Source organism: Bacillus sp. GS3m_15504, assembly GCF_055825275.1.
The window spans coordinates 2,558,793-2,572,727 of sequence record NZ_JBVVNL010000001.1; the positions used below are offsets into that span (position 1 = coordinate 2,558,793).

A 13,935-nucleotide genomic window follows, 5' to 3' on the forward strand; every position below is an offset into this window, starting at 1 on the left:
ATTTTAAATTACACCTTTTTATTTTTAAACACTATATTCGAATAATTATATTGGAATTTCTTGTTGTATACACATCTATCTTTTTCATGTATTATATACGAGAAGAGTAAGGTAAGAGTTACTCTTTGCCATTTTAGGAAAGGTCCTGTTGGAAACAACAGGACCTTTTTTCGTATTAACAAAAGTAATATTGATTTACTCATTCAATACATCTATCGCTTCCAACAATATATTTTCCCTCCTTTAAAACATTGTTGCTACTGAGATATTATTCACGTATGATTTAAGATAAGTATTTCACTTTATCGTTTTAAAGAAAGGAGAGTACCAAAATCATGAAGAAAAAATCAATAAAATTTGTATCAAACGGATATGGGTACTCGACTGCTGTTTTTTTCTAAAATTATTTTATAGGGTGAAGTGTGTCTAAAATGATATAGAAGAAACCGCAGTAAATTTTTTTATGATGAGGTGGAATAAATGAGAAACGGAATAATTATTAGAAAAAACCCAACAAATATGCCAGAACCAGTGGGAAACTATACGCATATTACTAAAATTCCTAGAAATGCAGAGTTATTTGTATCATCAGGACAGATTGGGATAAATCAGAATGGCCAATTCCCAAAGAGTATGAATGAACAAATCAGTAATACCTTTAAAAATATAATTAAAGTTTTAGAGTCTGAAGAATTAACGGCTGCTAACATTATAAAAGTGAATGTATGGGCGACAGAAAAAATTGATTGGGCGTACTTGGATTTTGAATGGGAACAATTATTTAATACTCAATACCCAGCAATGACAATTGGATATATTTCAGAATTAGGATTACCAGAAATTAAAATTGAAATAGAGATATGGGCAGCTAAACCATAATATAATTACACACTTCATTCCATTTGGAGAGCAGTTAGCATTTGCTAGCTGTTCTTTTAAATTTCACATATACAATTGCTTGTCCATTTCCTTTGACTCTACTCCCACATTTATTATTAGTAATACGAACTTTTCAGAGGTGAATGATATTGGACGAGTTTTAATCCTCCACTGCATTAAATCCGGGTTCAATCGGTCCTACCTATGCAACATTTTCACTTCCCTATAGGTCCCACTCTGGCAACACTGGAAACCAAACAGTTGTAATAATTCCCTCTTGTTCTTGCGGATCAGCTTTACAATAGCCATTGTGCATGAACATCAGTTTTTCTAACGTCTCGTTCACCTCCTTAAAAATGCAGGATTTCCCTTTCCACTATCGAATTAGTAATGTTCGGAAAGGGGGTGTAACATGGCGGAAATTAAAGTGGGACTTACACAATTTTTAGACTTTACACTGAAAAGTAGTGCGGCTAAAACAAATTTTGTTAAGAATCTAAAATCTCAACCTGAATATCACCCAGTTTTTGATTACTGGAAACAATTACGAGAAACTGTTATTAAATTTCATAAAAACAAACTATCTTTTGACTGTTTCGAAGCATTAGTACAAGCTGTTGACCAGAAGAAAAAGCAAAACTACATTGATGTTTTAAAGCAGTACAAAAAATTTATTACAAACAAAGACGTCTCTTGGTTTGATCCAGGTAAATCACATTGGTTATCCGATAATTTAATCGTCCGCTCATCACCTGAACTCGGTTTGCTCATTAATGATGAGCCGCATCTTATTAAACTGTTTTTCAAAGGAAAAAAAGAGCGAATTGATAAATATAACATTAACTCAACACTAACATTATTAAACGAATCAACATTTTCAAATGAACATAAAGATGTGAATTATACGGTCCTTAATATCCAAAAGAATAGAATGTATACGAATAACTCTATTAATAATAATCATGTAATAGCTCTTGAATCAGAAGCTCACCAGCTTTGTTATTTATGGAATAAGATGTAAGGGGTATAGGTATTTCTTTCAATACCTTATTCATGCATAATTTGGGCACAATTTTTACAAATCCTATTCGTTTCAGTTAATTGAAGCTCACCTACTTGTTTCTCAAAAACAATGTAGAGTGGGCGTTTTTTGAAATTGTTTCCTTACCCATTTCAAAAAACGCCCACTCTGAAAGAATAATGATATCTTTCTACCACGCTTTCCCCCGCATTACTTTATTCGGTTGTGATTGTTGCTGGAACGCAGATAACGTCACCCTAATCTCTTATCTCACAACTTCATAAATAAATTTTTATAACGATTCCTCTAAGTTCATACATGCATTCCTACATCATTTTTTGAATTTCCTGCTTGTTGTTCCATTCACTCATAAAATTTATGAGTAATGATCATCCATCGTTTACCTTCTCTAAGTGCTGGAAAGGAATTTCTTGTTTTATCCGTCATTACATTATAAACATCTCATAAAAATATCTGAGGAAAATAACGTTATAGCAATGGTTATTATGAATACAATTTGATTTACCCTACTTATAATAGTAATCTTACCATTTCAGAAGTTTGACACAGCTCTAGAAAAAGCTTATAAAGAAAAGTGAGGTTCCTAATATTCATTTCTAGGATTTAAGGTGTATATCCAAAAATCGCAAATGAATGCTCAGGACATAAAAGTAGGATTACACCGGATACTTACTCACATGTTATACAAGGACTTCAAGAAACTGGGTGGATTAATTTGCTAACGAATTATTCGAGTAGAAAAACTCATGTTAGAAGTTTTCGTTTCAAAGCAAATACACCAACTAAATCACCAAAAATATTGATAGTGAAAAAGGAGAAACAAAACATGAAAGAAATCAAATCTGAACAGGAATTCAAAGACATCATCGCAAACGAGGAGCCAGTAGTTGTTAAGTTCTTTACTACATGGTGCCCAGATTGCGTGCGTATGGACAACTTTATCGGAGATGTGATGGAAGAGTTCAATAAGTTTGAATGGTATTCTATTAATAAAGATGAATTCCCAAGTATCGCTGAAGAGTATCAAGTAATGGGTATTCCAAGTTTACTTGTATATCAAAATGGTGAGAAGCTAGGCCACTTACATAGTGCTAACGCAAAAACTGAAGAGCAAGTTACTGAGTTTTTAGAAGCATACTAAGATGAAAACCCTCTGAAAAATATTTTCTAGAGGGTTTTTATTTTTTCCAAATCAGCTGTCAGAAGTATACATATTTGTACTCCCTTCTCCTTCCCCGGTTATACATAGATCTAAATCGCTTGCATACCCTAACTTTGCACTTTACAACATGTTTTTCCTTCACGAAACTTTGTTACCCACTTCTTAAAAAGCTATAAAACGTCAACAATGTTTGTATAGACCCACACGACATTCGTTTGATACTCTATTTATAGAAAGAAATTCCTTGTAGAAAGGCGAGTGATTAAAATGGATACTCTTTCTAATAAAGAAGCTGATAAAGGTGCTATTGTCAGCATTTTGGCCTACATATTTTTATCCTCTATGAAAATCATCATCAGTTATATTACCCTTTCTAGCGCATTACGTGCTGACGGTTTAAATAACTTAACGGATATCGGTGCTTCTTTAGCGATATTAATTGGTCTAAAAATCTCTCGGAAACCTCGTGATCCAGATCATCCATATGGGCATTCGCGTGCAGAACAAATTGCATCACTTGTTGCTTCTTTTATTATGGCAACGGTCGGATTAGAAGTTGTTATTAGTGCCATTCAATCTTTTTTAAATCCAAAACAAGCAGCACCTAATGTACTTGCTGCATGGGTAGCTTTATTTTCTGCTGTCGTTATGTACTGTGTGTATTTGTATACGAAAAAGATTGCAGCACGCACAAAAAGTAAGTCATTAGAAGCCGCTGCAAAGGATAATTTATCAGATGCTCTCGTAAGTATTGGTACAGTAGTAGGTATTGTCGGTTCACAGTTCCAAATGCCTATTTTAGATCCTATCGCCGCTTTAATTGTCGGCCTTATTATTTGTAAAACTGCATGGGAGATTTTCGTAGAAGCTTCGCATATGCTAACGGATGGAATCGATCCAGATAAGATGGAAGAGTACGCTGATGCTATTGAACATATTGGTGGCGTGGAAAATATCGTAGATATTAAAGCGCGTATGTACGGGAATCAAACGTACGTTGATATTACAATTGAAGTAGATGCTCGTATGGATGTTGGTGAAAGTCATTGTATTACTGACAACATTGAGGCTATGCTTCGGAAAAAGTTTGGCATTTATCATGCACACATTCATGTTGAACCAATGGAAAAAGAACCTATTATGACATAGGTTCTTTTTTAATGAACGTTTTATGAAATATAACACATAAAACGAGCCAGCTACCGCCCGCTGCCCATCCTGCTAATATGTCAGATGGATAGTGAACGCCAAGATATATTCGGCTAACTGAAATAGATAATACAACAAAGCTCGCTATAAAAATAATCAACAATTTTTTATGCAATGTAATACGTTCTTCTGTAATTGTGACGTATGCAATAAATCCTAAAAAAGCAGTAGCATTCATCGTATGACCGCTCGGAAAACTATATCCAGTTGCAGTAACAAGTTGTGTTACATCAGGTCTTGCTCGTTCGTACCATAGTTTAAGCATACTGTTTAAATAACGAGATCCATAATAATTAATTGTTAGAAGTAATGCACTAAGCAATTTTTTTCTAACGAGAAAATACATTACAAGAATGATGAGTAATGGAAAATATATTCTTTTGGAACCGATAAAAGACATCCAAGTAAAGTAGGTTGTCAAGTAGTCGTTTCGAAAACTTTGAATAAAATGCGCGACTATATTGTCAAATTTCTCAATACAAGCGGTATGATACGAAAGTGATAATACGACAAAACAAATGAGTAGCGTAAAACTTAACAAGTATAAATGTCGATATCGTTTCACATACATAACCTCACTATGCAAAAAAATGGAGCGGTTGTTTTAGTTTTCCTCTCCATTTCTTTTTTATGCATAGTCTATTAAAAAATATAATTGTTAATTGTTTCTTTCATTGTTGGAATATCTTCATTCGTTACTGTAAAGCGAATCACTTTCTCATCAAGATCAAGTGCTTCTGCAAATAAACCTGCTAATCCGCGAGATTTTCTGTCTACTTCCATAATAATCTCTAGACGATCGTAAGCACTTGGCAAGATCAACAATTCTAGTTCATCTAATTTCCCATAATACTGTCCAGAAACAGGAACAAACTCAAATTCTTGCGCGAATGGAACTTGCTTACGTAGTCGATACGGTAATTCTTCACACTCAATATGACGCGCTTTAAAGCCTAATTGATTGACACTCTCTAACACACTATTTAATAGTGCATTTGGCAATACTTGAATGTAATCACGATCACTTGGATCTATACTACGTTTAATATCAAGGCCTGTGTGTATCCAAACTGTTTTCATTCCAAGAGTAAGCGGTGTTTCAACTGGCATTTTAAATGAAAATGGAATTTCTCTTTTTTCATTCGGCTCAACAGAAAAAGGTTCTGTTAAACGAACTCGCTCTAAATCATATGTTGTTGTTATTTTTTTATCATCCACTTCTCGAATATACGATGTTGATAACGTTAAGTAAATGCTTTCAATTTGTTGGCTAACGGAACCTCCAGTTATGTGAACCTTCCCGAGTATCTCTTCTCCCACAATATACTCATCTTTTTCAAGAACTGTATCTACCTTTGCATTACCAATACCAACGCTTGCTAAAAACTTTTGAAACATGGTACCTCCATCCTTTCTAAAGCAAAAGCTACATCTTTTTTTAAATCTCTTACATTCTCATAGTACGGCGTTTTCATTTGTAACATTCGCATCAGCATTTCACGGTTGTAATTTTCCAAAGTTAATTCGTCATACCATGGTTTTTCATATTTTTCATTAGATTCATAGCCTGCATATAATAAAAATAATGAGAAATGACCAAGCGCATAAAAATCGCTACGAAAGTGAACCTCTCGCATCAAAGCTTGTTCACCTTCATAAGTTGTAGCTCGTTCATCACCCTCACCTTTCCATTTCGCCAACCCAAAATCAATAATACTAATTTGGTTTTCTTTCATTAATATGTTTGGAATGCGTAAATCTCGGTGAATAATATCTTTACTATGAAACACTGATACAATTTCTAATATTTCATATAAAATTTTTAAAACTTCTCGTTCTGTATATACATGTCCATCTAAGAAAATATAATCTTCGAAATTTTTACCAGGCATATATTCCATCACAAAAAAGCTTTTTTTCTCCCATACGAAATGATCGTATAAACTAGGAATTGCATGATGATTTAATGTTTGTAAAATCATTTTCTCTTGTTCAAATGATTTTCTACCAGACACATATCTTTGTTTACTTTGTCTTAATTGTTTTAAGACTTTATATCTATTTATTTGTAAATCATTAACGACATATGTAACCCCATAACTGCCCATTCCAATTACTGATTCAATTTTATAACGTTCTGCAACAATTGTATTTTTTCGCAGCGGTCTATCAAATAAAGCTAGTATACGACGCCATTTCATCAGCTACTTGAAAAGAAGCTACGGCTTTTACGTTTTCTTTTATAATGATGATGCCCATAACCAGATGAACGTCGTTTATAATCGCTACTTGAATAAGAGCGACCTCTATGGCGATAATCGCTACTAGAATACGAACGATATTTTTTCTTTCCTAATAAAGAATCAATAATTTTTTTGAACATCCCTTCACCTCTTGAGTAAAATTTTCTTTTAATTATACCAATAATTGCCGACTTTAGTTGTGACAAGTTTGTAAAGAGTAAAAAACGACGAGTTAAGCCCGTCGTTACTTTCACTCATCTTCTTCATCAAACACTTCATCAATCATACATTTCTCTAATAAATACTCGAATGTAATATCTGCAAGATCTTCAATTTCTTCACGTTTTGGGACGTATCCTCTTTCAATTAGTTGCTCATAAAAAAACTCCGCAATCTCTTCCGTATCAATTACGACTTCAATTTCCTTCATGAGCATCACTCCTTTATTTCTGTTTTATGAAAAAATCTCAAAAATATGTATATGAGATTAGAAAAATAGTTTTTCTTTTTTATAGGTCATATCCTTTGGACAAGGTGCATACGATGGTAGTACAAGCTATCAAAAAGGGGGATATAATTATGGAATATCAATACGAGGTAAAGCAAGAAGTAGGACAAACAAAAGAAGAGTTCATGCATGAAGATCAATGGGCAGACTCTCTTATTAAATGGCTTTTTATTTTTTTAATAATTGTAGGCATACCTTATACTGCATATGTTGTTGTTCAATTCATTCTCTCTTTCTAGTTAACTATTTTTTCTCTGTCAATTTAACTAAATAATTATGAACAACATCCATAACAATTTTGTATTCTTCATCTTTAAATGTATCAAATAACAATTGGTAATCGTTATAAATATCAAGTAATCCATCAATGATTTCTTGACGATTTGTCTTAACACTCACTTTTTTTGAGTTGTTAATTGACTTTAATTTTCCTAAATCTAATTTATTCATACCTGCTTTATCTTGTTTCATTTTCTTCAAAATTGCATTTGCCGTTTGAGCATTAGCAAGTAACGTTAAATCTGACTCATCCGCTTCTAACCATTCACCATCCGTAATTCGTGACAGTTCGTATATTGTATCTTCCCATGCGTCATTTTTATATCTCCATACTTCTGTACGAAAACCAACAATTCGAAACACATCTTTATCGTATCCTGTTACTTGCACGAGATCACCAAATGTGAAATGATAATTTAATTCAATCCACTCAGTTTCACCTTTTTTCATATCTTGCTCTGAAACGTGCTGTAACGTTTGCTCAACGTAAAAACCATCGTGATTATTTACTTCGTATACGTAAACTCCATCTAAAATCTTCATATTTGTGATTTTACCAACGGTTCCATATAGCGTAATCACGACTATGTCCCCTACGTTATATTTAGGTTGCTTTTTCCTTGCCATCTATATCTCTCCTTTTTTTGACGTCGTGATTTTGATAACAGTATATGCAACCTACATAAAAACGCTTATCACAGAAGCGTATATTCATAAATTTTTTCAATAAAAAATATCATCATATGAAAATTTATTTACAACGTAAAAAAAGCTAGCAAATAGACTAGCTTCATGTCGAAAAAAGTTCATATAGTTTTTATCTATCTTGTATGTATAAATCCCACGCTTCATCAAATATAGACATACTTTCTAGCATTCCACTTAGCTCTAAGTATGAACTAATTTCATCGTAATCTTCAGATTGCTTCGGAAAACTTAAATCATCATACATTGCCTCTGCTAAATTCGATATTTCATTACTAAATAAAGCTGCACGATGCTTCATCATATAGTGGTAAAATGTCTTTTTCAAAAATATTCCCTACCTTTCTAACTTGGGTACATTATACAAGGCAAAAAAGAAAAAAACCAGCATAAAAGCTGGTTAAAAGTCGAAATAATTTCTTTTTAATAGACGTGGTCTTCCCATTAATTCTTCATATGTTAGTTGTTTTGGTAAGTCTTTCGTATAAATTAGAAACAATTGATCTTCTATTTCTTTCACTGTTTGATCTGATTGATAGTCCATACCACATGAGGAACAAGAAATGCATGGTGTCTCTTGGATTTCAATGGCTTTCGTACCATCTGGTAATTCCCAATATACAGTATTTAAGCTTTCTTTTGCTTCTGTACTGTCACACCACATACAATTCATACTGCATCACCCTCAGTTTTTTTGTCGTTTTCTTCTAATTTAGCCATTTGTGCTTGATATTTTTTATCTTTCAATTGGTCGCGCTTATCACGTTTATCTTTTAATGTTGCATGCGTTTCATTATCCTCATAGTCTTTACGACGGTTCATACGCTGTAAATCGTCTGGAACAAGATTAAATTTCTTGTCGCTCATAAGACCTGCGATACCAACATCTGAACGTTTTTCTTCGTAGTTTGGATAGATTTCTTTAAAGTATCCTTCTGCTCTTCCTGGAATGTAGCTTTCTGGCTCTGGATACGTTGTAATAACACCTTCAAAGTTACGAAGTACAACTTTATCTGCACTTTGCGAGATTAAATAGTTTGGCTGAAGCGCAATTTTACCGCCTCCTCCTGGTGCGTCAACAACGAATGTTGGTACTGCATAACCAGACGTATGTCCGCGTAAACCTTCAATAATTTCAAGACCTTTAGAAACTGGTGCACGGAAATGGCCAATACCTTCAGATAAGTCACATTGATAAATGTAGTATGGACGTACACGGATTTTTACTAAGTCATGCATTAGTTTTTTCATAATTGGAACGCTATCGTTAATACCAGCTAAAATTACGGCTTGGTTTCCGACTGGAACACCAGCATTGGCTAACATTTCACATGCTTTTTTCGATTCTTCAGTAATTTCAATAGATGTATTGAAATGTGTATTTAACCATACTGGATGATATTTTTTAATAATGTTACATAGGTTTTCTGTAATACGCTGCGGGAATACTACCGGCGCTCTCGTACCGATACGAATAATCTCGACATGTGGAATCTCTCGTAAATTTTTTAATACATATTCTAAAATTTTATCGTTAATTAGAAGACCGTCGCCACCAGAGATTAATACATCTCGTACTTGTGGTGTTTCACGAATGTAAGCAATTGCATCATCTAATTGTTTCTTCGGCACACCCATTCCAATTTGTCCACTAAAACGGCGGCGTGTACAGTAACGACAATACATAGAACATTGATTCGTTACTAAGAATAATACACGGTCAGGATAACGATGTGTCAACCCTGGAACTGGAGAATCTTCATCTTCATGAAGCGGATCTTCTAAATCATATTTTGTTTTATATAACTCTTCCGAGATCGGTACAGATTGCATCCGAATCGGACAGCGTGGGTCATCAGGATTCATTAACCAAGCATAGTACGGTGTAATATTTAACGGGATCGTTTTCGTTGAAATTTTAACGCCCTCTTCTTCATCCGGTGTTAAGTTAATCACTTTCTTTAAGTCATCTAACGTTTTGATCGTATTCGTTAATTGCCAAACCCAATCATTCCATTGCTCTTCAGTAACATCTTTCCATAATTCGATATCCTTCCAGTGACGATTTGGTTTGTATACATCATGTAACATTGCTATTCCCCCTTTTTATACGCTCATCCTTTATATAAGCAATAGTTATGCCAACTTTACTTTATTGATAAGTAAATGTGCGGAGAACCCTATTACATAAGCGAAAAAAATTTTTAAGCACTGTATGAAATTCATACATACTATCATATTCATTACTTTACATATATGTAAACGCTCTTTTATTCGTGCAAACACACAAAAACCGCCAATTATTCGGCGGTTTTGTCGTACTTACTCAGTTTATATTGAAGCGTTTGACGAGGGATGCCTAACATTTTTGCAGCTTGTAGTATATTCCCTTCCGTTTCAATTAACGCTTGATCTATTAATTCTTTTTCTGTTTGATGAAGTGCTTCTCTAAGCGGCAATATGCTTTTCTTCTTCGGAAAACTCTCTTTCCGAAATGTACGCGGTAAACAATTGGCTGTTAATGTATTCCCTTCTGCAATAATGACAGCATGTTCAATCGTATGTTTTAGCTCCCGAACATTTCCAGGCCATTGGTAAGATTGTAGTCTTTCTTTCGCTTCCTTATCCATTTGAAGTACACCTTTTTTATAACTTTTATTATATTCTTTCAAAAAATAAGACGCTAATAATAATACGTCCTCCGTTCTTTCACGGAGCGGCGGAATATATAATGAAAAGACATTTAATCGATAGTATAAATCAGTGCGAATTTTATTCTCTTTTAAACATACTTCTGGCGGCTGATTCATTGCCGTAATAACGCGAACATCTACTTTTCTCGTCTTATTATCACCAATACGACGAATAACACCATCTTCTAATACACGTAGCATTTTCGCTTGTAAATCGAGTGGCATTGAATTCAGTTCATCTAAAAACAATGTCCCTCCATCTACAAGTTCAAATAACCCCGCTCGTTCAATTGCCCCAGTATAACTACCCTTCGTCGTTCCAAACAATAAACTTTCTAATAGAGACTCTGGCAAAGCTGCGCAGTTTTGTGCAATAAACGGCTTGTTTTTCCGTTTAGAAGCTTCATGAATCGCTTGTACAAATAACTCTTTCCCTGTTCCTGTTTCCCCATATATTAAAACATTCGCATCAGTTGGAGCTACTTTTTGTGCTAATTCTTTCGTCTGTTTAAACCGAGCGTCATTCGTTACGATTGTCTCAAATGCAACATGCTTTTTGATTGCTTTTTTTCTAGATGACCGCTTTATTTTCGACTGCAAATCGACTATTGTATCTGTAAGCTTTTGAACTGTGGAATAATCCTTTGCAATTTCAACAGCACCAGCAATGTTTCCATCTATAAGAATAGGTAACGTCGTATTTACTGTGCAAATGTCTTCTCCATTTAAATTTTGATAATGCTGCACTTGATGAACGATTGGTTTTTTTGTATCTAACACTTTCATCAACGTACTTGTTTCCCTAGATAAAGAAGGGAACGCTTCTAACAAATGTTTACCTAACACTTTTTCAATTTTTGATCCATCGTGTTTTGCAGCTACAGTATTATAGAAAATTGTAATACCATTTTCATCTACTGCGTGTATAGCCTCATCAATACTGCCCAAAATCGCTTCAATGACTTCTTGTGTCGAAACTGCTAGCAATGTCATCCCCCCTCTTGCCGAAAATTCAGCAAATACTATGCCGAATTTCCGGCATACCTATGTGCGATTATAAGCATGACGTTTCCGTTCTATTTTTATAACGTACTATTTAGACAAATCCTTTACCCATATATTCATATCTTCTAGCTTATCGAAAATGTAGCAATTGTTCGCCAATCTTCCTGTATACGTATAGCCTAACTGATAAAAGGCTGCATTCATTCCGAAAGAAAGCGATCGAGCAATTGTATAAGAACAGAAAATCGATTTCTCTTGAAGTTCTTCTTCTAACTTAATTAATAAACTTTTCATAAACCCATGTTTACGATATGCAGGTAAAGTAGCACAATTCGTTAATTCTGCATTTCCTTCTTTTATATTCATTTCTGCAGATGCTGTACTAATTATTTTCCCCTCGAATTCATACACATAGTAAATTGTATCGTCTTCTTTCATCGTTTGTTTTACATAACTCGCTTCGTTTAATGGAGTTGGATACACTTCAAATACTTCTCCAAAGACAGCCGCTAATTCTTCTGCATCCTCTTCTGTCGCTTTTCTTAATAGAAATTTCTCTGGGACTATTTTTTCCTTTACCTCTTTTGCTTTTACACCGCTTAAAATGGTATCTTCCTCAGCCCAATGAATACTATTTCGTCTTTCATCATTATTAAATTTCACGAAAAAGTATGCATCATGACCTTGAAAATAATGTGGTAATGTTGCTTCTAATAAAAAACCGAAAGAGAGCCATGTGGAAACATGCTCTCCCTTTCCTTTAACAATACATTTAGTGAAAGAATGTTTCTCTGCTAATTCATCAATTGTTTGGATAATCCTCTCAACATTTCCTGTGTAGTGGTCTACTCGAATACGTTTATTAAAATAGTCCAAAACACCTTCTACTGTATAGCCATTCGTCTGTTCTCTAAAAGATTCATAGTATTTCATTTTTTCACCTCACACCAATCTAGTAATGTACATGCAATAATTTTTGCGGCAGCTATCATTTTATCAACTTCTATATATTCGTTTGGATAATGCGCTACTTTCGTCTCCCCTGGGCCAAATACTATCGTTGGTACACCTGCGATTTGTGTAAATAAGCCTCCATCAGTCCCCCACGGAGATGCTTCAATAATCGGTTTGTTCCCTTCGATTTCAACGAAGTTATGCTCGAGCGTTGTCATTAACTCATGATTTTCTTCCAGTTCACCTGGAACCCATCTTGCTCCAAACCATTCTACTTCTACAGGATTTTCAACAAACCAATTGTCCACATCATTTAATTCCGTAATCCAATTCTCAAACTCTTCTTTTGCTGCCTCTATAGTCTCATTCGGCGCAATACCGCATCTTCCTTCTAAAATTAACGAATCGGGAACAGAACTTGGCCAGCTCCCGCCTTCAATTTTTCCAATATTAATTGGAATTGGAATCGGGATTCCTTTAAATAACGGATCTGTAATTCGATTATTTCTCTTCTCTTCCAGCTTTCTCAAATGATCTACAACAAACATACTTTTTTCAATTGCACTTACTCCTTCATAACGTGTTCCACCATGCGCTGCTTTCCCTTTCACATGTAGACGAAACCACATAGAACCTTGTTGTTTCGGGAAAAACTTCATATTTGTCGGCTCTGGAATAATGACACCATCCGCTTTATATCCTCTTAATATCGTAGCTAATGTTCCTGCTCCGCCGCTTTCTTCTTCTATTACACTTTGAAAATAAATATCTCCTTTTAATTCAATACGAGATTCAATAATTGCTTCCATCGCAAGCATTAGCGCGACATTGCCGCCTTTCATATCCGTTGTTCCACGGCCGTATATACGATTTCCTATTCTCTCACCACTATAGGGATGATGGTCCCACTGGTCCACATCTCCTTCTGGTACAACATCAATATGTCCATTTAATATCATAGATTTCCCGTCGCCGCTTCCTTTAAGGGTTGCCACAATGTTCGGGCTATCCGAAAAACTTGTACGTGGTGATACAAAATAAGGATGATCTTTCATTTTAGAAAATGAAGGTTCCCAAATATCAAGATCTAAACCTAGCTCGCGCAATTTTTCAATCACAATTGCCTGTGCACCACTTTCATCACCAGATACGCTCTTTTCTTGAATTAATCGTTTTAAAAATTTTACGCTCTCTTCTTCTTGACTCTCAATATAATCACAAATTTGTTTTTTTAATTGCTCCATATATTACATCTC

17 protein-coding genes are annotated in these 13,935 nt (G+C 34.5%); 5 read left to right on the top strand and 12 right to left on the bottom strand.

Annotation, left to right across the window (positions count from 1 at the left end):
• Nucleotides 1-480: 480 nt before the first annotated feature.
• The 4 genes from AC0L0O_RS13495 (at nt 481) to AC0L0O_RS13510 (ending at nt 4,232) form a co-directional block, all read left to right on the top strand.
• Entirely contained in the window at nt 481-879 is a 399-nt protein-coding gene (locus AC0L0O_RS13495) for a RidA family protein (protein WP_001243654.1), read from the top strand.
• 412 nt (nt 880-1,291) lie between these two features.
• Nucleotides 1,292-1,900, top strand: a complete 609-nt coding sequence (locus AC0L0O_RS13500) for a hypothetical protein (protein ID WP_000807974.1) — start codon at nt 1,292-1,294, stop codon at nt 1,898-1,900.
• A gap of 847 nt (nt 1,901-2,747) precedes the next feature.
• Nucleotides 2,748-3,062 carry a thioredoxin family protein gene (locus AC0L0O_RS13505; RefSeq protein WP_098500211.1) on the top strand — a complete coding sequence of 105 codons (315 nt, stop codon included), beginning with the start codon at nt 2,748-2,750 and terminating at the stop codon, nt 3,060-3,062.
• A gap of 288 nt (nt 3,063-3,350) precedes the next feature.
• The gene (locus tag AC0L0O_RS13510; RefSeq protein ID WP_000380395.1) at nt 3,351-4,232 is read left to right on the top strand and encodes a cation diffusion facilitator family transporter; all 882 of its coding nucleotides are present in this window, start codon (nt 3,351-3,353) and stop codon (nt 4,230-4,232) included.
• Here the strand turns inward: AC0L0O_RS13510 and AC0L0O_RS13515 are convergent.
• From AC0L0O_RS13515 to AC0L0O_RS13535, 5 genes are all read right to left on the bottom strand, one after another.
• Nucleotides 4,222-4,857: a phosphatase PAP2 family protein gene (locus tag AC0L0O_RS13515; RefSeq protein ID WP_000833366.1), complete on the bottom strand. Its 636-nt coding sequence runs from the start codon at nt 4,855-4,857 to the stop codon at nt 4,222-4,224. The genes AC0L0O_RS13510 and AC0L0O_RS13515 overlap by 11 nt on opposite strands.
• 77 nt (nt 4,858-4,934) lie before the next feature.
• The gene (locus AC0L0O_RS13520) at nt 4,935-5,690 is read right to left on the bottom strand and encodes a sporulation protein (protein ID WP_000486596.1); all 756 of its coding nucleotides are present in this window, start codon (nt 5,688-5,690) and stop codon (nt 4,935-4,937) included.
• On the bottom strand, nt 5,672-6,493 hold the full coding sequence (locus AC0L0O_RS13525) for a serine/threonine protein kinase (protein ID WP_000872036.1): 822 nt from the start codon (nt 6,491-6,493) through the stop codon (nt 5,672-5,674). The genes AC0L0O_RS13520 and AC0L0O_RS13525 overlap by 19 nt, the downstream gene beginning before the upstream one ends.
• Nucleotides 6,493-6,675, bottom strand: a complete 183-nt coding sequence (locus tag AC0L0O_RS13530) for a hypothetical protein (protein WP_000473370.1) — start codon at nt 6,673-6,675, stop codon at nt 6,493-6,495. Before AC0L0O_RS13530 ends, AC0L0O_RS13525 begins: the two co-directional genes overlap by 1 nt.
• Before the next feature lie 110 nt (nt 6,676-6,785).
• Nucleotides 6,786-6,965 (bottom strand): YozD family protein, encoded by a 180-nt coding sequence (locus AC0L0O_RS13535; protein ID WP_000658451.1) that lies wholly within the window; start codon nt 6,963-6,965, stop codon nt 6,786-6,788.
• Nucleotides 6,966-7,114: 149 nt separating this feature from the next.
• Between AC0L0O_RS13535 and AC0L0O_RS13540 the strand changes: the two genes are divergently transcribed.
• The gene (locus AC0L0O_RS13540) at nt 7,115-7,282 is read left to right on the top strand and encodes a DUF3930 family protein (RefSeq protein ID WP_000456537.1); all 168 of its coding nucleotides are present in this window, start codon (nt 7,115-7,117) and stop codon (nt 7,280-7,282) included.
• A 4-nt stretch (nt 7,283-7,286) separates the two neighbouring features.
• On the opposite strand, the gene AC0L0O_RS13545 is transcribed toward AC0L0O_RS13540, so the two are convergent.
• The 7 genes from AC0L0O_RS13545 to AC0L0O_RS13575 form a co-directional block, all read right to left on the bottom strand.
• Nucleotides 7,287-7,949 (bottom strand): hypothetical protein, encoded by a 663-nt coding sequence (locus AC0L0O_RS13545; protein WP_000101489.1) that lies wholly within the window; start codon nt 7,947-7,949, stop codon nt 7,287-7,289.
• 190 nt (nt 7,950-8,139) lie between these two features.
• Complete coding sequence (locus tag AC0L0O_RS13550; protein WP_000750724.1) at nt 8,140-8,355, bottom strand: YozE family protein; 216 nt, start codon at nt 8,353-8,355, stop codon at nt 8,140-8,142.
• A gap of 72 nt (nt 8,356-8,427) precedes the next feature.
• On the bottom strand, nt 8,428-8,700 hold the full coding sequence (locus AC0L0O_RS13555) for a YokU family protein (protein WP_000995764.1): 273 nt from the start codon (nt 8,698-8,700) through the stop codon (nt 8,428-8,430).
• Nucleotides 8,697-10,118: a lysine 2,3-aminomutase gene (kamA, locus tag AC0L0O_RS13560; protein WP_000902136.1), complete on the bottom strand. Its 1,422-nt coding sequence runs from the start codon at nt 10,116-10,118 to the stop codon at nt 8,697-8,699. Before kamA ends, AC0L0O_RS13555 begins: the two co-directional genes overlap by 4 nt.
• 209 nt (nt 10,119-10,327) lie before the next feature.
• A complete protein-coding gene (gene rocR, locus AC0L0O_RS13565; protein WP_003288007.1) occupies nt 10,328-11,713 on the bottom strand; it encodes an arginine utilization transcriptional regulator RocR in 1,386 nt (461 codons plus the stop codon).
• Between the two features lie 99 nt (nt 11,714-11,812).
• Nucleotides 11,813-12,658 (bottom strand): putative beta-lysine N-acetyltransferase, encoded by an 846-nt coding sequence (ablB, locus tag AC0L0O_RS13570; RefSeq protein ID WP_000878620.1) that lies wholly within the window; start codon nt 12,656-12,658, stop codon nt 11,813-11,815.
• Nucleotides 12,655-13,923 (bottom strand): peptidase, encoded by a 1,269-nt coding sequence (locus tag AC0L0O_RS13575; protein WP_000436675.1) that lies wholly within the window; start codon nt 13,921-13,923, stop codon nt 12,655-12,657. Before AC0L0O_RS13575 ends, ablB begins: the two co-directional genes overlap by 4 nt.
• Between the last annotated feature and the right edge of the window lie 12 nt (nt 13,924-13,935).

What these genes read in the sequence shown, in the direction of transcription:
- AC0L0O_RS13495 (WP_001243654.1), top strand. Translation starts at nt 481, where the DNA reads ATGAGAAACGGAATAATTATTAGAAAAAACCCAACAAATATGCCAGAA.
- AC0L0O_RS13500 (WP_000807974.1), top strand. Translation starts at nt 1,292, where the DNA reads ATGGCGGAAATTAAAGTGGGACTTACACAATTTTTAGACTTTACACTG.
- AC0L0O_RS13505 (WP_098500211.1), top strand. Translation starts at nt 2,748, where the DNA reads ATGAAAGAAATCAAATCTGAACAGGAATTCAAAGACATCATCGCAAAC.
- AC0L0O_RS13510 (WP_000380395.1), top strand. Translation starts at nt 3,351, where the DNA reads ATGGATACTCTTTCTAATAAAGAAGCTGATAAAGGTGCTATTGTCAGC.
- AC0L0O_RS13520 (WP_000486596.1), bottom strand. Translation starts at nt 5,690, where the DNA reads ATGTTTCAAAAGTTTTTAGCAAGCGTTGGTATTGGTAATGCAAAGGTA.
- AC0L0O_RS13525 (WP_000872036.1), bottom strand. Translation starts at nt 6,493, where the DNA reads ATGAAATGGCGTCGTATACTAGCTTTATTTGATAGACCGCTGCGAAAA.
- AC0L0O_RS13530 (WP_000473370.1), bottom strand. Translation starts at nt 6,675, where the DNA reads ATGTTCAAAAAAATTATTGATTCTTTATTAGGAAAGAAAAAATATCGT.
- AC0L0O_RS13535 (WP_000658451.1), bottom strand. Translation starts at nt 6,965, where the DNA reads ATGAAGGAAATTGAAGTCGTAATTGATACGGAAGAGATTGCGGAGTTT.
- AC0L0O_RS13540 (WP_000456537.1), top strand. Translation starts at nt 7,115, where the DNA reads ATGGAATATCAATACGAGGTAAAGCAAGAAGTAGGACAAACAAAAGAA.
- AC0L0O_RS13545 (WP_000101489.1), bottom strand. Translation starts at nt 7,949, where the DNA reads ATGGCAAGGAAAAAGCAACCTAAATATAACGTAGGGGACATAGTCGTG.
- AC0L0O_RS13555 (WP_000995764.1), bottom strand. Translation starts at nt 8,700, where the DNA reads ATGAATTGTATGTGGTGTGACAGTACAGAAGCAAAAGAAAGCTTAAAT.
- kamA (WP_000902136.1), bottom strand. Translation starts at nt 10,118, where the DNA reads ATGTTACATGATGTATACAAACCAAATCGTCACTGGAAGGATATCGAA.
- rocR (WP_003288007.1), bottom strand. Translation starts at nt 11,713, where the DNA reads ATGACATTGCTAGCAGTTTCGACACAAGAAGTCATTGAAGCGATTTTG.
- ablB (WP_000878620.1), bottom strand. Translation starts at nt 12,658, where the DNA reads ATGAAATACTATGAATCTTTTAGAGAACAGACGAATGGCTATACAGTA.
- AC0L0O_RS13575 (WP_000436675.1), bottom strand. Translation starts at nt 13,923, where the DNA reads ATGGAGCAATTAAAAAAACAAATTTGTGATTATATTGAGAGTCAAGAA.